Here is a 19,666-nt window from a genome sequence, read left to right as displayed (position 1 = left end):
GAAATTAGTTTATGTCTTTTTCAAGAAGACCAAAGGTTACCAAGTCAGATATTGTTGATCAAATATCTTTGAGCATTAGAAATGATGATATAAAATTAGAAAAAAAATACATAAGGATTGTAATAGATGCTTTTTTTAAAGAGCTTAAAAGCAATCTTTGTTCGAATAATGTTATTGAGTTTAGATCTTTTGGTACATTTGAGGTTAGAAAAAGAAAGGGGCGTTTAAATGCTCGCAATCCTCAAACAGGAGAATATGTTAAGGTTTTAGATCATCATGTTGCTTATTTCCGTCCAGGCAAAGAGTTAAAAGAGAGAGTGTGGGGTATTAAAGGTTAAATGCCGGTTAATATGGTAGATTCTTATAAATGGGATTGTAAGCTGGATTCTAGTTTAACTTTTAGAGGAAAATTAAAATTTGAAGGAACTTTGTATCTTGATTCTTCTTTTGAGGGTGAAATATCTTCGACAGAGGGTGTGCTTTTTATTGGTAAGAACAGTAAAGTTATTACCAATGTTGTAATTTGTGATACATTAATAGTAGAAGGAATTTTGAAGGGCAATGTAAATGCTGCTAGTAAAGTTTATTTAAACAGCGGTTGTAAAATATATGGGGATGTAAAGACAAAAAAAATATTTATTAATGATAATATAATTTTTGATGGTAAGTGTGAAATGATAAAGTCTAATGAGATTGTAGATTTATTTTCTTTCACCGTTTCACAAATAAAAGATACTTTGCAATAAGATAAGATATGTGTTTTTTATTAATTAATAATAAGTAGATTTTTATAAAATCCTTTCTCAAAAATTTAATTCGTAGAGGAAATTATGGATAAAAAGAATGGTGAATTTGCTTTAGAAAGCAGCGAAATAAGGCGGTTGGATGTTTCTAAAGAGCTTAAGATTGAAGACAATTTGAAAAAAAAAGTGATTAAAGTTGTTGCTAAAAAGGATTCTGCGTCTAGTATGGCAAAATCTTTAGATTTATTAAGTAGCGCAAAGGATTCAAATGGCTTAGTATTTTCTGAATTTGATTATGATATTCCTGTTTCAGGTTTAGAAAATAACATTAAAACTTTAGAACAAAGTAATATCATCAAGTTTTTTAATGACAAAGATTATGTAGAGATTGAAAAACTTTATGATAAGCCAATTACAGAGGTTAGAAAAATTGTTGAAGGTCTTGGGACCAATCATACTATTGCTGTAACAATGAAAAAAACCGAATTAATATTTTTATTGGTAAAAATATTAAGTGAGAATAATATTAATGTTTTATTTACAGGTGTGCTTGACGTGCTTAGTGATGGTTATGGGTTTTTAAGAACCGCATCAAATTCTTATCTTTCAGGAGGCAATGATGTTTACGTTTCTCCTTCTCAGATTAGACTTTTTAATTTAAGAACAGGCGATATTTTACATGGTCAAATTAGATCGCCTAGAGATGGTGAGAGATTTTTTGCCATGGTTAAAATTAAATATATTAATAATCAAGATCCTACTTTTGCTCAAAACAGAATACCTTTTGATAATTTAACCCCGCTTTATCCCAACATTAAATTGGATCTTGAATATGAAAATTGCAATATTTCTACAAGGCTTATTAATCTTTTTTCACCTATAGGTAAGGGGCAAAGAGCTTTGATAGTTTCCCCTCCAAAAGCGGGAAAGACTACTTTACTTCAAAAAATAGCTAACGCAATAACTACTAATTATTCAGACGTTATTTTGATGATATTACTTATTGATGAGAGACCAGAAGAAGTTACAGATATGATTCGTAGTGTTAAAGGCGAGGTTATTGCATCTAATTTTGATGAGCAGGCTAGTAGACATGTTCAGGTAGCAGAGATGGTTATTGAAAAGGCAAAAAGGCTTGTTGAAAATAAAAAAGATGTTGTCATTTTGCTTGATTCTATCACAAGACTTGCAAGGGCATATAACCAAACTATGCCAACTTCTGGTAAAATTTTATCGGGCGGGGTAGATTCTAATGCTCTTCATAAGCCAAAGAGGTTTTTTGGATCTGCTAGAAATATTGAAGAAGGTGGAAGCTTGACTATTATAGCTACCGCTTTAGTTGATACTGGCAGCAAAATGGATGAAGTTATTTTTGAAGAATTTAAAAGTACTGGTAATATGGAATTAATTCTTGATAGAAGTTTAGCAGACAGAAGACTTTTCCCCGCTATTAATATTAAAAAGTCAGGTACCAGGAAAGAGGAGTTATTGCTCAGTGAGGAGGAGCGTTCTAAGATTTTACTTATTAGAAGAATACTGGGAGGCGTTGATGATTATGAGGGAGTTGAGGTTCTGATAGAAAAGATGAAAAAAAGCAAAAATAATGAGATCTTTTTAAAGACAATGAGCAATGGTAATTAAATAAATTGACATTATTTTTAATGTCAATTAAACTTTAGTGAAGGTTAAGAGGAAGGTTTTATGAGAAGAGGTATACATCCTAAAAATAATTTAGTGGTATTTAAAGACGGATCAAATGGAGCTATGTTTTTAACCAGATCTACTTTGAATTCAAAAGAAACTATTAAATATATTGATGGAAAGGAATATCCATTGATTACTGTGGAGATTACAAGCAAATCACATCCTTTTTATACTGGTCAACAAAAGTTTGTTGATTCAGCCGGGAGAATTGATAAATTTAATAAAAGGTATAAAAAATCCTAAAAGTTGGTTTTTTATATGAAATTTTGAGAGAAAGAATATTAATAAATTTTTTTTACGTTAAATTCTTTTCCTATTAATTTTTCCAGATTGTTTTTTTCTTTTTCGTATGTTTGGTTATTTACTAAAGATGTAATGCTATTTTGTTGTCTTATTTGTGTTAGAATCTTTCCAGATATTTCTTTAATATCTGGAGGTGTAATTGTAAAGTAGGCATTTCGAATAGATTGTCTTAAACTATCGCTAATATTTAATATTTTCCTTCTATAGCTTTGTAAAGCCTCTGCAGCTTTAGTTTTTACATAGATATTGGTTCCTATTAATCCTATTAAATAGGTATAAATCTCTTCATTTGTCATTTTATTATTAGCCAATTCTTCTAAAGAGTTTTCGAAAGCTTGGTACGTTTTAATGAAATTGGGGTCTCTGTAGGATGCAAAAGAAAAAATTCCGTTAGCGATTGATGCGCTTGCTCCGTATGCACCGCCTATTACCCTTATTTTTTCCCAAAAAATTCCACTTCTTAATATATGCTCTAAAAAACTTGCTTTTGGATAATTTTCATCGTTGATTTTGTAGCTAGGAAAACATATGGCATTGAAAGCCACTTTTGATTGGATAATTATTATTTCTTTTAATGTTTTGTTGTTTGTCTCAATATTGAGTAATCCATCGTAATAATTATTCTCTTTTAAGCTTTCTTTTAGATTAAACAATTCATTTTCCAAGTTTTTAAGAATGTCATCAGTGTTCCCCATTATTAGTACAGATAGATTGTTTTTCAAAATTATTTTATTTTTTAAATTGTCCAATTTATTTGCGATTTCTTTTAAAGACTCTTTATCGGTTTTTACTTTTTGCCAAAATTCTCTACCCGTTATTCCATTTTGTAATTCTTTTAAATACCCATTTAATTTTAGCTTTGATTTTGATCTTAATATTGCCAAAAGATGTCCTTTGGGGATTAATAAGGATTTAAAATCGTTTTTTAAGCTTAGCGTTATTTCTTTTAATCTCTCATAATCATGAAAGTTAATATTAATTAAAATTTCTTTAATCAGTTCAAATGATTCTTTAACTTTATGGTTAAAAGATTTAAAGCTAATATTAAACGAATTTAAAATGTTTCCATTAATATCCTCGTCGTAGCTTTCAGATATATTTATTTGTCCTAAAGTATTTTGGATTTTATTGTTAATATCTATGTAAGAATGGTTTTTTGTAGATAAATCTTGGAGAGCTCTTTTGAATAAAGATAGGTATATATAATCTTCTTTTTCTAAAAAATTTAGTTTAAAAAATAGATTTACATTAAAAATATTATTATTTTTAAATTTAAAAGAATGTAAATTCAGTTCTTTTATTTCATTAAGATCAAAACTTTTTTCTATTTGTTTTGGCAAATCTTCTATTTTTAGTAAAGGAAGTTTTGCTATATCTGCTTTAGAGTCTTTTTTATTTTGGTATTTTTTAAATTGATTATAGTCTTTTTTAAATTGTAGAAATTCTTCTGGATTTTGTTTAATTTCAATTTCTTTGGTCATTAATTTTTTTTCAATTTCTTCTTCCATTTCTTTTTCTGTATCATGTGATGGAATAAAGCTTATTAATGTATAATGATTGTTAAATATTAGATATTTTTCGATTAAATTTTCAAAGTAATAAATTCCTTTTTTTAATTTATTTGTAATTTCATTTACATAGTAGCTTGTTTGTAATGTTTTGATTGGATGCATGCCATTTAGCCATCCTTTGAAACTTTTTATCATTAGAGCAATGGGGAAATTTTGTCCTTTTTCTTCCTTTAAAGCGAATTCGTAGCCAAAAAGGATTCCTTTTATTAGCTCTTTTGGGATCTTATTTTTTACTAAATTTTTAAGTTCACTAAAAATTAAATTTTTAAATTCTTTTTCTTTTTTTTCAACAACATTTTGAAGTCCAAATGAAAAAACGGATTCTTTTAAATCTGTATTGATTCCGCTAATGTGAGCTATATCTTCGCCAATCCCGCTTTTTAAGATATTGATTATAAATGAACAAGAATCATTTAAGAGTATTTCTGAGAGAATTTCAAGACCAATACTGTCTTCAATATTGTTAATTTCTGTGCAAAGCCAATTTATTGTGTATACCCCAAGAGTATTATCGTTTTCTTTAGGAATTTTGTATATTAACTTTTTCCCTTTTTCCCATCTTTTAACTTTTTCTATATCAATATTAACATTGCTTTTTTCTTTTTTATAAGGTCTTATTATATATTTTTCAATGAAATTTAGATTTTTTTCAGTCTGAATGTTGCCACATAAAAATATTTTACAGTTTTCAAGTGTATAATATTTTTTATAAAAATCTAAAAAACTCTCATAGGTGAGATCAATAATATTTGTTGGGATTCCACCTGAATCATATTTATATGTTCCCTCTTCAAAAAGAGAGCTAATTGCTATTTCGTTGATTAGAGAATTTTTATTTGAGTAGTTACCCTTCATTTCATTAAATACAATTCCAGATACTTTAAAATCTTTTGGATTTATATTGTATCCTTCTTGCATAAATGACTCTTTTTTAAGTAATGGATGAAATATGGAATCGGCATAGATATTAAATAAATTAAAATAGTCTTTTTCAATTGTAGATGCTGCTGGGTAGATGGTTTTGTCTGGGAATGTCATTGCATTTAAAAATGTATTTAGACTTCCCTTTAATAGATAAAGAAATGGATCTTTTATTTTATACTTGTTAGAACCACAAAAGATTGTATGTTCTAAAACATGTGCAACTCCAGTATTGTTTGAAGGTATTGTCTTGAAAGCTATGCAAAATGCATGTTCTTTAAAAGAATCACTTTTTAATTGAAATACTTCAAGTCCGCTGGAGTGTTTAAAATAAGATCCTTCTGCATCATATTCTTCTAAATAAGTTTTTGAAATTAGTTTGAAAATTTTTTTCTTTTTCATTTATGGCTTTAATCCTTATTTTACAAATTGTGCTATTTCACTTTCATTAAATTCAAATATGTTTTGGAGCTCTTCTGTATCGTCTAGTTTAAATGTGTATTCAGGGAATTTAATAATAATTTTTTTGTTTTCAAAGTAAATTATTGCTTGCTGTAAATCGAATAATAATTCGTTAGGTAAAATTTTTTCTTTAATTTTTTTTATAAAAAATGGGAATGCTTCATCTGTTTTAATTATGTCGTCAATATTATGAATATAATTTCCTTTATCTTGAATGTAATAGCTTCTATAATTTGTAATAGGACTATCATGGATTTTTTGAGTTGCAATAACTATTATTGTATAAGTATTGTATCCATGGTAAATTTCATAGTCTATTTTTAAGCTGAATTTTTTATCCTCAGGTTTAAGCTCTTTGCTAACAATGTCAAGTCTTTCTACAATTTGGCTTACATATTCATTAAGCTCAGTATTCAATTCTTCAAGATTTCCTTTTTCTTTTCCTTCAATTATTAATTTAGGTATTCTAATATTGTATTCATAAAATTTTGATTCTTCTTTTGAACTTATTGAAGTTATTATTAAAGAATTCATTTTGTTGCTATTTGATCTAATATCTTTAAAATTTATTTTGGTTAATTTTTTTGTACATCCGTTAAAAATCATTAATGTAGATATTAACACAAAAGTTAATTTTATTTTTATTGGATTTAGCATGCGATTGTTTCTCCCTGCAATATTTATTCTAATCCTACTATAAGATATTATATAATAACCTTGATATGAATTAATATTATTTGTAATTTTGTTTAAAAATTTTACTTAAGACATATCTTAGGAGATAGGATGCTTGATTTGAAATTTATTAAAGATAATCTTGATCTTGTTAAGAAAAGTATTAAAGCAAGAGGTCTTGTTTTAGATATTGATAAGTTAATTTATCTTGACGATAAGAGAAAAAAAATAATTACCAAAATTGGTGAGATTAATGCAAAAAGAAATGAAAATTCCTTCAAAATGCGAGAGAATCTTGATAAGGGGTTGAAAAACTCTTTAATAGAAACTGGAAAGATTTTAAAAAAACAGCTTTTTAATCTAGAAGAAGAGCTTGAAAGAATATCTTTTGATTTTGATCTTGAAAATAAACGAGTACCCAATATTTTGTCGCCTGATGTGCCCATTGGTAATAGCGAGGAAGATAATTTTGAGATAAAAAAAGTAGGGGTTGTTACAAAGTTTAACTTTAAGCCAAAAGATCATTTAGAGCTTGGCAGAGATTTGGATCTTCTAGATTTTGACAGAGCGCGTGAGGTTAGCGGTAGTAAATTTTATTATCTTAAAAACGAAGCAGTTTTTTTAGAAATTGCTCTGATTAATTTCTCTTTAAATAAGTTAAGAGAAAAAGGTTTTGATGTTTTTATTACCCCTGATGTTGCAAGAGAGTTTATAGTTGATGGGATTGGTTTTAATCCTCGTGGCGACGAAAGCAATATTTACAAGATTGAAAGTACAGATAAATATCTTGTAGGTACTTCTGAAATTACTCTTGGTGGTTACTATTATAATAAAATAATAGATCTCACTTTGCCAATAAGAATGGCAGGATTTTCACATTGTTTTCGAAAAGAAGCTGGAGCTTATGGACAGCTTTCAAAGGGTCTTTATAGGGTTCATCAGTTTAGCAAGGTGGAGATGTTTTGTTTTTGTAAAGCAGAAGAATCTCAGGTTATTCATGACGAATTTTTGAGCATTCAAGAGCAAATTTTTACTGAGCTTGAGATTCCTTATAGGGTTTTAAATGTTTGCTCTTTTGATCTTGGCTCTCCAGCTTATAAAAAATATGATATTGAGGCATGGATGCCTGGAAGAGATGATGAGGGTAGCTATGGAGAGGTTACTTCAACGTCAAATTGTACAGATTATCAGTCAAGAAGGCTTAAGATTAGATATAAAGATCAAGATGGGCAAAATAAATTTGTACACATGGTAAATGGAACAGCAATAGCTACAACTAGAGTTATTATTTCTATACTTGAAAACTTTCAGGATGAAAGGGGCGGAGTTAGAATTCCAAAAAGTTTAGTTAAGTATACGGGTTTTGATTATATTCCTTTTAAGAATTAGAATTTAGTATTTTTTCTGGCAATGTTTCTATAGCTTTTAGCAATATTTCATGTTTTCTCAAGTTTTTTGGAAATGGTGCTGTTAAGTTTTGTCTAAATTTTTTAGCTCCTTCTTTGGAAAAGGTTATTCCCATAAGATGTTTAAATAATATATTTATTGACAAGCAATTTTCGCATTCTTTAATATATTCTACCATTTGCATCAATATGTCTTTTCTTGTGGGAATTTTATCAGTTTCGTTTAGAAATTCTCTTGAGGCGTTTGCAATAAAGTATGGATTTTCAAACGCACTTCTTCCAATCATGACAGAATCAACAACAGATAAGTGTTTTTTAATTTGTTCTGAGTTACTGATTCCTCCGTTTGTCTCAATAAACAAATTTTTATTTTCTTTTTTTAGATTATATACAAATTCATGTCTTAATTTAGGGATATTTCTATTATTTTTAGGAGAAAATCCTTTTAATATTGCAACCCTTGCATGTATAATAAAATTTTTGATACCAAAATCTGAAATTATTTTGACAAATCTTTTTAGCTCAGAGTAACTTTCATTTCTGTAATCACTAGATAAAAGCCTTATACCCAGTCTATGTTTGATTGAAATAGGCTTATTTGTATTTTCTTTCATTGTTTTTAAAATTTCACCTACTTGATTGGCATTGCTCATTAGACAAGCTCCACAATTTGCATTTTGGATTTTTAGAGATGGACATCCAACGTTAAGGTTATATTCATCAAAATTGAAGTGTTTTTCAAGAATTTGAATGGCTTTAAGAGCATCATTTTTAGAGTTTGTTGCTATTTGAATTGCAATTGGAGATTCTAGGGGAGTTTGCTTTACAATTTTTTTTACATCTCCCATAATTATTGACTTTGCAGAAATCATTGGGGTGTATAATGCAACTTTTTTTGATAAAAGTCGTATTAAATATCTGAAATGCTCATCTGTAATGTTTACCATTGGGGCTATTGATATTTTTCGATTCATTAACATTACATAATATGTTAGAATAAATGAGCTAATTTAACAATCATTTGTTCTTATATTTAGGAGGAATTGTTATTTGGTTGGGATAAAAGATTTATTTTTTTTTACTACTTTTGCTATCATTGTCAATGATAATTTCTTATAGAATAAAAAACATTAGCACTAAGAATGGTAATTCTTAGTGAATTTAAGAGTATAGGCGGAATAGAAATCCTTTTAATATTTTTGATTTGGAATTTACAATATGATTTTAATAGTGATACGGCTAATGGCAGCATTAACATGAATAATTTAAATTTATATAAGACTAAAATTGCATAAAAAATTGCATAAGATTGAAAACTTTTTTTATTAAATATGGATTTGATGAAGATCATATAAAATAGGATTTATGAATTTAATTAAATATGGATTTGATGAAGATCATATAAAATAGGATTTATGAATTTAATGAGTGGCGTTATAAAAATGCTTCATAGATACATCGTGTATATTTCTTTGATTGTCAATACAATTGATTTTGAGAAAATGAAAGCAGTAGGGAAAAATATTGTTATTAAGCTTTATAATCAACAGTTGTTAATTAGTAATAATGTAGGCTTAAGATATTTTTTTGATAAAATTAATGATATAAAGTCCGAAATGTTAAAAATTAAAAATGCAAATCAAGAATACTTTAAATTTTTTTCAGTTGATATAAGCCTTGACAACCAAAAGCTTTATTCTCAAAAAATTATGAAGAATTGTTGCAACTATTTTTTATTATTTAGATTAATATGTATTAAGGAAAATTAAATGGAGTTTTTATATTCTGATGAAGAGAATTATTTAAAAAATAAATTTTTTGATTTTTTTGATATGAATATAGATAAAGATAAATATACAAGCATTGGAATTTGTGGTGGTCGAAGCATAGTTACTTTTTTAAGTGTTTTTCTTAAACAAAATTTTTCTTTTAAAAGATCACATTTTTTTTTAGTTGATGAACGGTGTGTTCCATTAAATAACAAAAATAGTAATTATAATCTTTTAAATAAAAATTTTTTTTCCAAAATGGTTGATAAAAATTTAATAAGCATTTCCAAATTTCATGCTTTTATTTATAACGAAATAGATGAAACCACAGCTATTCATGACTATAATGTTGAATTTAATTCAAGGTTTAATATTTTTGATTTTATTTTAGTTTCTGCTGGTGAAGATGGCCACATTGCATCGCTTTTCCCTTCAAGAAAACTGTTGTTTTCAGATGTAGAAGGTTATCAGTATGAGTACAATTCTCCCAAATTTCCTAGTAAAAGAATAAGTTTAACGCCAAAATCTTTATTTAATGCAAAAGCCATTGTTTTGTTATTTATGGGTGTTGATAAAAAGCGAGCTTTAGAAAATTTTTTAGGTTTTAATAGTTCTATCAATGAATGTCCAGCTAGACTTCTTAAAGAGCATCCCAATTTATTGGTTCTTACAAACATTAAAAGAGATGAAGGTTATGCAGGATCCTAGGCTTTCTAAATATAAAAATACTAAAAATTTAAGCAAAAAAACTGTTGAAGAAATTGATACTTTGAGTTTAAATAAAAACTTTTCTGATTCAGAAATTCAAGGTTCTATGCTTAGATCTTGGATAAGTCTTATTAAGGGTAATAAAAACAAAGCATCTGTTGAGTCTAAATCCAATAATATTAATGATTTAAAGCCAGGATTTATTCGCAAAGAGAGTAAGGTTACAAAGATTGCAAAATATTTTTTGGCTATTGGGCTTGAAAAATCTGCAAAGATTATGTCTGAGCTTGATGATTCGGATATAATCTTAATTACCAGAGAAATTTCAAAGATTAGTTATATTTCTCCAGAAGAAAAAGATCATATTATTAAAGAATTTGAAGAGTTGCTAAGAAATGAAAAAAGATATGTTAAGGTTGATGATAACTTTGCTTATGAATTATTGAATAAAACGTTAGGAAAATCTAAAGCAAAATCAATTTATAAAAAAGTTACTGGTAATGATATTTTTATTCCTTTTGATTATTTATCTCAAATCGAACATGAACAACTTTGGGCATTAATTAAAGATGAGAATATTAAAACGCTTGTCATATTATATAATTATTTAAATAAAGATCAAAAAAAGTATGTTTTTTCAATGCTAGAAGAAGAAGATAGAAGAGAATTTATAAAAGATCTTGCCAGACCAAGGCAATTGAGTATGGAGACAATAGAGGCAATTTCAAATAAACTTAAGGATAGATTTAGGATGCAGGGGACTCTTAAGACAGATAAACTTGATGGATCTAAAATACTTGTTGATATTTTAAGCTATATGGATTCTAATGAAGAGAAAAATTTGCTTAATAAAATTAATATGAAGGATTTAAATCCTGTTGTGGACAGTGAAATTCGAGAAAAAATATTTGATATCAATGTAATATTGAGAATAATGGATAATGACTTGCATAATATTTTAAGAGAGTTTACAGATAAAGAGATTGCAATTATTATTAAAGATAAAACTGATGAGGTTAGAGATAAAATGCTTTCAAATGTTTCAAAAAGGCGTAAAGAAATTATTTTAGATGAAGAAGCTTTTTTGGGGAAAATAAGTAAAAAAAATTTAAAAGCCATGACACTATTTTTTATTAATTATATTAAAAATTTAACTTTAAAAGGCGATTTAGTAATATATAGAAAAAATGAGGAATTTATTTAATGACACTTGATAAGTTGCGTAAAAAATATATTGATTTTTTTAAATCAAAAAAACATTTTGAAATAATGGGTAAATCATTGGTTCCTGAAAATGATCCTACAGTTCTTTTTAATACAGCTGGCATGCAGCCCCTTATTCCTTATCTTCTTGGAGAAGCACATCCGTCAGGAGACATGCTTGTTAATGTGCAAAAATGTTTAAGAACAGGAGACATTGGTGAGGTTGGAGATTTAAGTCATTTAACTTTTTTTGAAATGCTTGGAAATTGGTCTCTTGGAGCTTATTTTAAAGAATATTCTGTAAAATGTAGTTTTGAATTTTTAACTTCTTCTGATTATTTAAATATTCCAAAAGATAGTCTTTATGTGAGTGTCTTTGAAGGCGATCAAGAAATTCCTCGTGATACAGAGACGGCTAGGGTTTGGGAAAGTTTGGGCATTCCCAAAGATAGAATATATTATCTTTCTAGAGAGCATAATTTTTGGGGGCCTGTTGGATCTAAAGGGCCTTGTGGACCAGATACTGAAATATATGTAGATACTGGAAAGGTTAAGTGCTCTTTTGATTGTAATATTACGTGTTCTTGTGGCAAGTATTTTGAAATTTGGAATAATGTTTTTATGCAATACAATAAAGATGAAAATGGTAATTACATAGAATTGGATCGAAAATGTGTCGATACGGGAATGGGGCTTGAGAGAACAATTGCTTTTATGCAGGGTAAATCTTCAGTTTATGAGACAGATGCATTTATACCCATAATAAAGAGAATAGAATTTATTTCTGGTAAAGTTTATGGACAAAAAGAAGACGATGATAGATACATTAGAATAATTTCCGATCATGTTAAAGCTGCTTGCTTTATTCTTGCTGATAGTTCTGTTGTTTTTCCCTCCAATTTGGGTCAAGGGTATGTTCTAAGAAGACTAATAAGGCGATCGGTTAGATATGCAAAGAAGCTTGGAATAAAATCCCATTTTTTAGCTGATCTTGTTGATTCTGTAGAGACTATTTATAAATCTTTTTATAATGAGTTAACAGAAAAGAAAAATTTTATCAAAAAGGAATTGAGCACAGAAGAAGAAAAGTTTTTTAAAACTTTATTTCAAGGTGAGCAAGAATTTATTAAAATAATACGAAATTTACCCTCTAAGACTATTCCTGGTGATATTGCTTTTAAACTTTATGATACTTATGGCTTTCCATATGAGTTAACAGAAGAGCTTGCTTTTGAATGTGGCTTTAATATTGATAAGCTGGGTTTTGATGAATATTTTAAAAAGCATCAAAAGATTTCAAAGAAAGGGGGTGACAAAGTTTTTAAAGGAGGGCTTGCTGATTATACTTATGAGACCACCAAGCTGCATACAGCAACTCACTTGCTTCATAAGGCACTTCAATTAGTACTAGGTGATCATGTTAGGCAAAAAGGAAGTAATATTACTGCTGAGCGATTAAGGTTTGATTTTGTTCATTCTAAAAAGATGACAGATGATGAGATAAAAAAAGTTGAAGAGATTGTTAATTTACAGATAAAGAATTCTTTATCTGTAAAAAAATCTATAATGGAATTAAGTGAGGCTCAAGAAAAAGGAGCTATGGCTCTTTTTGGAGAAAAATATGATAATTTGGTTAGTGTTTACGAGATAGATGGATTTTCACTTGAAGTTTGTGGAGGCCCCCATGTTGAGAATACCAATGAACTTGGTACTTTTAAAATACAAAAAGAACAATCCTCATCTTCGGGCGTAAGAAGAATAAAAGCTATTTTGGTTGATGAGTAAATTTTTTTATTATTTATTGATTTTATTTTAATAGGAGGTTTTATGACAAAATCAATTTTGGATTATTTATTGACTTTACATCCTGTATTATTAGGCCTTTTAGGCTCTACTTTTACTTGGTTTACCACAGCTTTTGGAGCAGCAGCGGTTTTTTTCTTTAGAAAGGTAGATAATAAAATAATGGACGCTATGCTTGGTTTCTCAGCAGGTATTATGATAGCGGCTAGTTTTTTTTCACTTATTCAGCCTGCTATAGAAAGAGCTGAGGAGCTTGGATACATTACTTGGGTACCGGCTGTTTTTGGATTTCTTGTTGGAGCATTTTTTATATATATTGTAGATGTATTTGTTCCAGATCTTGATAAACTTACTTTTATTGATGAAGATTTAACTAAACACGGAAAAAAAGATTTTTTACTCTTTACCGCTGTTACTTTACACAATTTCCCAGAAGGATTAGCTGTTGGAGTTGCTTTTGGAGCCTTGGCGTCTAATCCAGATATTCAAACTTTAGTTGGAGCTATGCTTCTTACGCTTGGTATTGGCATTCAAAATATTCCTGAAGGAGCGGCTATTTCTTTACCCTTAAGAAGAGGTGATGTTGCTTTGGCAAAATGCTTTAATTATGGCCAAATGTCAGGATTAGTAGAAATTGTAGGTGGTCTTATGGGGGCTTATGCAGTTTATTCTTTTACTCGAATTTTACCTTTTGCTTTAGCTTTCTCAGCAGGAGCTATGATTTATGTGTCCATTGAACAATTAATACCTGAAGCTAAGAGAAAAGACATTGATAATAAAGTGCCAAGTATATTTGGTGTTATTGGTTTTACATTAATGATGTTTCTTGATGTTTCATTAGGTTAAAGTTAGCCAAATTTTCCACTGATATATTCTTCAGTTTTAGGATTTTTAGGATTAAAGAATAGTTCATCAGTTGGGCTTTCTTCTTCAATGCATCCATTAAGGAAAAATGCGGTTCTATCAGATATTCTTCCGGCTTGTTGCATGTTATGAGTCACGATAATTATTGTGTAACTTTCTTTTAAGTTTATTATTAGTTCTTCAATTTTGCCTGTTGATATTGGGTCGAGTGCAGAGGTAGGTTCATCCATTAGTATTACATTTGGTTCTATTGCAAGAGTTCTTGCAATGCAGAGTCTTTGTTGTTGCCCTCCTGACAAACTTAAGGCATTTGTATTAAGTTTGTCTTTGACTTCGTCCCAGAGTGCAGATTTTTTTAGTGATTGTTCTACTATTTCATCTAGTTTTTTTTTGTCTTTTGTTCCGTGAATTTTTGGGCCATAGCTTATATTGTCGTAGATAGACATTAAAAATGGGTTAGGAGTTTGGAACACCATTCCTATTTTTCTTCTAAGTTCTAGGATATCAAAATTATTTGAATAAATGTTTTTCCCTTCATATATTACATTGCCTTCTATTTTAATGCCTTCTACAAGGTCATTCATTCTGTTGAGAGTTCTTAAGAATGTTGATTTGCCGCAGCCAGATGGACCTATTAAAGCAGTAATACTATTTTTTAGTATTTTAATATTTATTTCGTTTAAAGCCTTAAATTCTGTATAAAATAGATTTAGGTTTTCTGTTTTTATTATAATCTCATTTTTAGGGTTATCTTTTTCTTTTACCACTTATTTAATCCTATATAGTTTGTTTATTAAAAATTTAGATGTTAAATTTATTATGAGTACCATTATTACAAGTATTGAAGCTGTTCCAAATCCTTTGTCTAGGTGTCCTTCTTGAAATAACATTAATAGGTGTACAGTTAATGTTCTTGATGGTTCATTTAAATTTGTTGCAAGCCCCAAGTTTGTTCCCATTGTAAAAAGCAATACAGCCGTTTCTCCTAAAGCTCTTCCTATTGCAAGAACTATTCCTGTTAGTATCCCAGGAATAGCTGTTGGAACCATAATTTTAATTATAGTTTCTGTTTTGTTTGCTCCCAAGGCGAATGATGCATACTTGTATGATTTTGGTATTGTTTTAAATGTTTCTTCGGTTGTTTTAACAATCATTGGTAATATCATTAGGGAGCTTGTTATTGCTCCTGAGAGTATTCCCATTCCAAAAATTGGCACAAAAAATATCAGTCCGAAAAGTCCAAAAATTATTGCAGGAATTGAAGATAGGATGTCAACACTCATAGATAGTATTTTGTAAAATATCTTGTTAGAAGTATATTCGGCAAGCATTATGCCAGTTCCTATTCCAATGCATATTGAAATAGCGGTTGTTAATAATATTACATAAAAAGTATTTAAGATTAAGTAAGAAATTCCACCATATGCACCAGAATCTCTTGGAATAGATAATATGAAATTTAAATTTAAAGGACTACTTTTATCAAAGTAATGCATTTTGATAAAGGGGGCTTTAGTACTTTGAAAATAATGCCAGGGTACAATTGCTAGTGCCCCTTCTGTTTGTTCTATAGTTTGTATTATTTTTTCTTCTTGATCAAGATATTTTATTATTTTTAATTTAATATCCTTTGATATTAAATTAATCCATTTTTCTTTACCTTTAATAAGTTTTTCAACCTCATCAACACCTAGTGTATTGATTATTTCATTTTCATTTTTTGTTAAAGTTTTTTTACTTATTAAGATAGACATAGTTTTTATTTTTAAAGCTTTAATATTGGGATATAACTTAAAATCTAGGGATTCGAATTCTTCTTTTGCTAAATAACTTATAGAGCCTATTGTGCTGTTTATGGTTTGAAGTATTTTTTTAGTAGATGGTTCGATTTTTACGTATCTTTTATTAAATATATTGTTTTTGATTAGTGTTCTTAGAATAGCTTTGCTAGATATGCTATCAAGTGAATTGGCAATAGGTATAATATCAATTCCTTGATCTGAAATGCTTCCCCAGTGTGAAATTTTATTATTATATATGTTGTAAATGTCTTCTATTGAGATTTTATTTATATTGATATTTTTATTAACAATAAAAGCAATTTGCATTTCTTTGTTTTCTTCTGTTTTGAATGGTACAAAGTGTTGAGCTTTGCTTAAAAATAAAGTTTGTTTTTTTTTAAAATAAAACAAAGAGTTATACAATATATATGCGATGATAAAAATCAATAGAGCTGTTAAAAAATATGCAATAGAATTGATTATAAAGAAATAAAACTTGTTGATTAGTTTGTTTATTTGAGTTTTGGTCACTTTTTCTTTAACCCTTTATTTGAAGATAGTATAAAATTTTTGAGTAAATTTGTAATTATTGAAAATAGCAACAATACTAGAGCTGTAGAAAAGAGAGCTTCTCTGTGGGTGCCTGAAGCGTATCCCATGTCCATAGCAATATTTACTGTTAGTGTTCTAATAGGAGAAAACATATTTTTTATAAAAAGAGGAGAGCCTCCTCCAACCATTAATACTGCCACTGTTTCCCCAATAGCTCTTCCTATTGCCAATATTGTTCCTGCTAAAATGCCTCGACTAGCTGATGGTATTATTATTTTATATATTGTTTGCCAGTCTGTTGCTGCTAATGCAAGAGATGCAAATTTATATGATTTAGGAACAGCTTTAAGTGATGAATAGCAAACGCTAATTATTGTGGGAACTATCATTATGCTTAATATGAGTGATGAGCTTATTAAATTGTATCCCAAATTGTCTTCTCTTTGAAAAATGTTTTTTATTAAAGCAGCAATAAATGTGCTTCCAAAAAATCCGTAAACTACACTAGGGATTCCCGCCAAAAGCTCTATTATTGTTTGTAAAAATTGTTGATAAAATCCTTTTGCTTTTTCAAGTAAATATATTGCAAATCCTAATCCAATTGGTAAAGCTATTAAAATAGAAAAAAGTGTAGTTAAAAAGGAGTTAATAATGAATGATAAGATACCATAAGATTTTTGTAGATTATTAGTAGGATCCCAATTTGTGCTAAATAAAAAGTTTAAAATTTTAATTTTGTTATTAATAAATGGTGTTATTCCGGTTTTTAATATAAATGCACCTAAAAACATTATTGATAGGGAGCTTATTATTGCGGATATAAGAATAAAAGATTTGAAAATAATTCCAATTATCTTTCTTTTTGTCTTTAAGCTTAGATGCATTTTTTAAAAGAATCCCTTAAAGCTCATTTCAATGCTCAATTGTATTACTTGACTTAATATTAAGTCAAGTAATATTTTATTTAATTTAATTATGTTTTTATCCCTAAAAAGCCTTGTTCTTCAACGATATCTTGTCCGTTTGAGCTTGTCATAAAATCAATAAATTGAGTTACGCTTTTATCTTCGTATTTACTATTTGTAACTATTGTTAAATTTCTTTTAATGGTATATTTATTGCTATTTATTGTTTCTTTTGTAGGATATGTGCTGTTTACAGAAAGTATATTTAAACCCTTTTCTATTGAATTTTTTGCGTATCCAAGACCTATATATCCTATTGAGTGTGGAGTAAGGCTTGTTTTTTCAATTACCTCTCCATTAGATTTTACTACTATTCCGTCTTGTCTAAATTGAGATTCTTCATGAGTTTTAAAAATTTTATTAAGAAGTAAATCTTTTATAGAAGAATAAGAACCAGAAGAGGAGTCTCGATTAATAAAGTTGATTTTAGCATCAGGGCCTCCCACTTGTTTCCAATTTTGAATTTTACCATTTAGTATTTTAGCTAGATTTTCTTCTGTAATATTTGTAATTTTTATTTCAGGGCTTGTTATGAAAATTATAGCATCATAAGCAAATACAGTTTCTTTTGCTCCTTGTTCAATTTCTTCTTTTGTTAAATCTCTTGATGATATAGCTATTTTATATATTTTGTTAAATAGCCCGTTTATGCCAACACTACTTCCTTGTGCATCGTATGTTACTTTAGTATTATTGTTTATCTTACTATATTTTAAAATCATTTCATCTAGTATTGGACTTACAGTTGTAGATCCCCCAATTGATACAATTTTTTCATTGTCTTGATTTTTACAGTTGTATAACAAACTTGTTGATAGCATAAAAATTAAGATAATAATTTTTTTCATCAAGTAAACTCCTTCGTTTAAGTATATAATAGCATTACTTTAAAATAAGTCAATTATAAATTAGCTTTATTGATCAAGTTATAATTGGGGAATAATAGTAAATATTTTAATTTTTTGGTATAAATTACTACTAGATTTGTATATTAAGTTTTGCGAGGTATTTAAATGGCGGTAGTTAAATCTAGTGAGATTGAAAAAGGTTCTTTTTTGCTTATCAAAGGGACCCCTCATATTGTTCTTGAAAGAGAATTTTCAAAAACAGGTAGAGGAGGGGCAATAGTAAGATTAAAACTTAAGAACTTAAAAAACAAATTTGTCATTAGAGAAACTTTAAAAGGGGCAGATACTGCAGAAGCAATTGAAATTTACGAGGTTAGCGCCCAGTATTTATACAAAGATAAAGACGTTTTGGTTTTTATGGATTTAGAAACTTATGATCAGGTTAGTTTAGACTTAAAGGAAAGTGCCAATTTTCAAGATAAGGTTCCTTTTTTGCAGGAGTCAGAAATCTATTCTCTTATAATGTTTGATAATGTGGTTATTGATATTAAGTTGGCTCCAAAGATTGCTTTTGAAGTTGTAGAGGTTGAAGCAGCTGTTAAAGGTGATACTGTAACAAATGCAATGAAAAATATTACTCTTAATACGGGGCTTGTAGTTAAAGCTCCGCTTTTTATTAACGTTGGAGATAAAGTTTTAGTTAATTCTGAAACTAAAGAGTATGCAGAGCGGGTTAAAAGTTAAATTAATATTGGTTTTTTGTTATATTGTTTGTTCTTGCGAAATAAATTATCCTGAGATAAAAGAACTTGATTATAAGGTAAATTATTATTTTACTGAGAATCGTTTAGACTATTTTATGAGTTTTGATTTTGCAATTAAGGTTTTAAATTCAAAGGATGTTTTTAAATTGTCAATAGAGAATAAGGACACTAGTGAGTTTATTCAAGTGGTTAATGATAAGTATAGATCTTTTTTTATAGATTCTATTCTTGGCAAGGATATTTTATATTGTAGGGATTTGAGATTTAATTTTTTTGATGAAACTTTTTCTGATTTTACTTCATGTGTTCGTCTTTTTGATAAGGGTATGAGAGTTTACAATAGAGAGCTTGTTATTTCTTTAGGTATGTCAAAGTATGATTTAGATGACGTTCATAATTATGTATATAAGTCTAAGGATATGGCAATGTTAAATAAGTTAAGCAATTCTAAAGTATTTTTTGTTAAAACTTTTAAAGACAAATTATATCCTATTTCTTCAGTTGCTAGGATTGATTCAATAGATAACTTAGAGGTTGATAAAACATTGGATAATTACATAAGTTTTTATTATGTTGAAAAAAATTCAAATCTTTTTTTTAAGGTTAATTAAAAAAAAGATTTGA

At 28.2% G+C, this 19,666-nt stretch carries 20 protein-coding genes; 13 read left to right on the top strand and 7 right to left on the bottom strand.

Annotated features, from left to right (window positions below; all coding sequences use genetic code 11):
• Positions 1–11: 11 nt before the first annotated feature.
• The 4 genes from QIA31_RS01675 (at position 12) to QIA31_RS01660 (ending at position 2,690) form a co-directional block, all read left to right on the top strand.
• The gene (locus QIA31_RS01675) at positions 12–338 is read left to right on the top strand and encodes an HU family DNA-binding protein (protein ID WP_301394004.1); all 327 of its coding nucleotides are present in this window, start codon (positions 12–14) and stop codon (positions 336–338) included.
• Entirely contained in the window at positions 339–746 is a 408-nt protein-coding gene (locus QIA31_RS01670) for a bactofilin family protein (protein ID WP_301394002.1), read from the top strand.
• Between the two features lie 84 nt (positions 747–830).
• Entirely contained in the window at positions 831–2,384 is a 1,554-nt protein-coding gene (rho, locus tag QIA31_RS01665) for a transcription termination factor Rho (protein WP_301394001.1), read from the top strand.
• 60 nt (positions 2,385–2,444) lie between these two features.
• On the top strand, positions 2,445–2,690 hold the full coding sequence (locus tag QIA31_RS01660) for a type B 50S ribosomal protein L31 (RefSeq protein WP_301393999.1): 246 nt from the start codon (positions 2,445–2,447) through the stop codon (positions 2,688–2,690).
• Between the two features lie 38 nt (positions 2,691–2,728).
• Here the strand turns inward: QIA31_RS01660 and QIA31_RS01655 are convergent, their stop codons facing one another.
• On the bottom strand, positions 2,729–5,644 hold the full coding sequence (locus tag QIA31_RS01655; protein ID WP_301393997.1) for an insulinase family protein: 2,916 nt from the start codon (positions 5,642–5,644) through the stop codon (positions 2,729–2,731).
• Positions 5,645–5,659: 15 nt separating this feature from the next.
• Positions 5,660–6,361 (bottom strand): hypothetical protein, encoded by a 702-nt coding sequence (locus QIA31_RS01650; protein ID WP_301393995.1) that lies wholly within the window; start codon positions 6,359–6,361, stop codon positions 5,660–5,662.
• Positions 6,362–6,490: 129 nt separating this feature from the next.
• Between QIA31_RS01650 and serS the strand changes: the two genes are divergently transcribed.
• Entirely contained in the window at positions 6,491–7,768 is a 1,278-nt protein-coding gene (serS, locus tag QIA31_RS01645; RefSeq protein ID WP_301393993.1) for a serine--tRNA ligase, read from the top strand.
• On the opposite strand, the gene dusA is transcribed toward serS, so the two are convergent.
• Entirely contained in the window at positions 7,758–8,765 is a 1,008-nt protein-coding gene (gene dusA / locus QIA31_RS01640; protein ID WP_301393991.1) for a tRNA dihydrouridine(20/20a) synthase DusA, read from the bottom strand. The two genes, serS and dusA, sit on opposite strands and share 11 nt — an antisense overlap.
• A gap of 162 nt (positions 8,766–8,927) precedes the next feature.
• On the opposite strand from dusA, the gene QIA31_RS01635 reads away from it, so the two are divergent.
• The 6 genes from QIA31_RS01635 (at position 8,928) to QIA31_RS01610 (ending at position 14,114) form a co-directional block, all read left to right on the top strand.
• Positions 8,928–9,080 (top strand): hypothetical protein, encoded by a 153-nt coding sequence (locus QIA31_RS01635; protein WP_301393989.1) that lies wholly within the window; start codon positions 8,928–8,930, stop codon positions 9,078–9,080.
• Between the two features lie 120 nt (positions 9,081–9,200).
• Positions 9,201–9,554, top strand: coding sequence for an SIMPL domain-containing protein (locus QIA31_RS01630; RefSeq protein ID WP_301393987.1), 354 nt, complete (start codon positions 9,201–9,203; stop codon positions 9,552–9,554).
• The gene (locus tag QIA31_RS01625; protein WP_301393985.1) at positions 9,555–10,262 is read left to right on the top strand and encodes a 6-phosphogluconolactonase; all 708 of its coding nucleotides are present in this window, start codon (positions 9,555–9,557) and stop codon (positions 10,260–10,262) included.
• The gene (locus QIA31_RS01620; RefSeq protein WP_301394460.1) at positions 10,249–11,466 is read left to right on the top strand and encodes a flagellar motor switch protein FliG; all 1,218 of its coding nucleotides are present in this window, start codon (positions 10,249–10,251) and stop codon (positions 11,464–11,466) included. The genes QIA31_RS01625 and QIA31_RS01620 overlap by 14 nt, the downstream gene beginning before the upstream one ends.
• Positions 11,466–13,250, top strand: a complete 1,785-nt coding sequence (locus QIA31_RS01615; RefSeq protein ID WP_301393984.1) for an alanine--tRNA ligase — start codon at positions 11,466–11,468, stop codon at positions 13,248–13,250. The genes QIA31_RS01620 and QIA31_RS01615 overlap by 1 nt, the downstream gene beginning before the upstream one ends.
• Before the next feature lie 42 nt (positions 13,251–13,292).
• On the top strand, positions 13,293–14,114 hold the full coding sequence (locus QIA31_RS01610) for a ZIP family metal transporter (protein ID WP_151059894.1): 822 nt from the start codon (positions 13,293–13,295) through the stop codon (positions 14,112–14,114).
• A gap of 2 nt (positions 14,115–14,116) precedes the next feature.
• Here the strand turns inward: QIA31_RS01610 and pstB are convergent, their stop codons facing one another.
• The 4 genes from pstB to QIA31_RS01590 all read right to left on the bottom strand — a co-directional run bounded on the left by pstB (position 14,117) and on the right by QIA31_RS01590 (position 18,278).
• The gene (pstB, locus tag QIA31_RS01605) at positions 14,117–14,899 is read right to left on the bottom strand and encodes a phosphate ABC transporter ATP-binding protein PstB (RefSeq protein WP_151059893.1); all 783 of its coding nucleotides are present in this window, start codon (positions 14,897–14,899) and stop codon (positions 14,117–14,119) included.
• Positions 14,900–16,336 (bottom strand): phosphate ABC transporter permease PstA, encoded by a 1,437-nt coding sequence (gene pstA, locus QIA31_RS01600; protein ID WP_301394459.1) that lies wholly within the window; start codon positions 16,334–16,336, stop codon positions 14,900–14,902.
• 104 nt (positions 16,337–16,440) lie between these two features.
• Complete coding sequence (pstC, locus tag QIA31_RS01595) at positions 16,441–17,349, bottom strand: phosphate ABC transporter permease subunit PstC (protein ID WP_301385505.1); 909 nt, start codon at positions 17,347–17,349, stop codon at positions 16,441–16,443.
• A gap of 89 nt (positions 17,350–17,438) precedes the next feature.
• Positions 17,439–18,278: a PstS family phosphate ABC transporter substrate-binding protein gene (locus QIA31_RS01590; RefSeq protein ID WP_301385504.1), complete on the bottom strand. Its 840-nt coding sequence runs from the start codon at positions 18,276–18,278 to the stop codon at positions 17,439–17,441.
• 165 nt (positions 18,279–18,443) lie between these two features.
• Here QIA31_RS01590 and efp point away from each other — a divergent pair, with 165 nt between their 5' ends.
• Positions 18,444–19,022, top strand: coding sequence for an elongation factor P (gene efp / locus QIA31_RS01585; protein ID WP_151059890.1), 579 nt, complete (start codon positions 18,444–18,446; stop codon positions 19,020–19,022).
• On the top strand, positions 19,000–19,653 hold the full coding sequence (locus QIA31_RS01580; protein WP_301385503.1) for a hypothetical protein: 654 nt from the start codon (positions 19,000–19,002) through the stop codon (positions 19,651–19,653). Before efp ends, QIA31_RS01580 begins: the two co-directional genes overlap by 23 nt.
• Positions 19,654–19,666: the final 13 nt, after the last annotated feature.

Source organism: [Borrelia] turdi (assembly GCF_030439285.2).
GTDB classification, from domain to species: domain Bacteria; phylum Spirochaetota; class Spirochaetia; order Borreliales; family Borreliaceae; genus Borreliella; species Borreliella turdi.
The sequence above is the reverse complement of the archived record's forward strand: the minus strand, read 5'-3'. Positions and strand labels throughout refer to the sequence as shown.

Coding starts and splice junctions, on each gene's coding strand:
- QIA31_RS01675 (WP_301394004.1), top strand. CDS start 12: ATGTCTTTTTCAAGAAGACCAAAGGTTACCAAGTCAGATATTGTTGAT.
- QIA31_RS01670 (WP_301394002.1), top strand. CDS start 339: ATGCCGGTTAATATGGTAGATTCTTATAAATGGGATTGTAAGCTGGAT.
- rho (WP_301394001.1), top strand. CDS start 831: ATGGATAAAAAGAATGGTGAATTTGCTTTAGAAAGCAGCGAAATAAGG.
- QIA31_RS01660 (WP_301393999.1), top strand. CDS start 2,445: ATGAGAAGAGGTATACATCCTAAAAATAATTTAGTGGTATTTAAAGAC.
- QIA31_RS01655 (WP_301393997.1), bottom strand. CDS start 5,644: ATGAAAAAGAAAAAAATTTTCAAACTAATTTCAAAAACTTATTTAGAA.
- QIA31_RS01650 (WP_301393995.1), bottom strand. CDS start 6,361: ATGCTAAATCCAATAAAAATAAAATTAACTTTTGTGTTAATATCTACA.
- serS (WP_301393993.1), top strand. CDS start 6,491: ATGCTTGATTTGAAATTTATTAAAGATAATCTTGATCTTGTTAAGAAA.
- dusA (WP_301393991.1), bottom strand. CDS start 8,765: ATGTTAATGAATCGAAAAATATCAATAGCCCCAATGGTAAACATTACA.
- QIA31_RS01635 (WP_301393989.1), top strand. CDS start 8,928: ATGGTAATTCTTAGTGAATTTAAGAGTATAGGCGGAATAGAAATCCTT.
- QIA31_RS01630 (WP_301393987.1), top strand. CDS start 9,201: ATGAATTTAATGAGTGGCGTTATAAAAATGCTTCATAGATACATCGTG.
- QIA31_RS01625 (WP_301393985.1), top strand. CDS start 9,555: ATGGAGTTTTTATATTCTGATGAAGAGAATTATTTAAAAAATAAATTT.
- QIA31_RS01620 (WP_301394460.1), top strand. CDS start 10,249: ATGCAGGATCCTAGGCTTTCTAAATATAAAAATACTAAAAATTTAAGC.
- QIA31_RS01615 (WP_301393984.1), top strand. CDS start 11,466: ATGACACTTGATAAGTTGCGTAAAAAATATATTGATTTTTTTAAATCA.
- QIA31_RS01610 (WP_151059894.1), top strand. CDS start 13,293: ATGACAAAATCAATTTTGGATTATTTATTGACTTTACATCCTGTATTA.
- pstC (WP_301385505.1), bottom strand. CDS start 17,349: ATGCATCTAAGCTTAAAGACAAAAAGAAAGATAATTGGAATTATTTTC.
- QIA31_RS01590 (WP_301385504.1), bottom strand. CDS start 18,278: ATGAAAAAAATTATTATCTTAATTTTTATGCTATCAACAAGTTTGTTA.
- efp (WP_151059890.1), top strand. CDS start 18,444: ATGGCGGTAGTTAAATCTAGTGAGATTGAAAAAGGTTCTTTTTTGCTT.
- QIA31_RS01580 (WP_301385503.1), top strand. CDS start 19,000: ATGCAGAGCGGGTTAAAAGTTAAATTAATATTGGTTTTTTGTTATATT.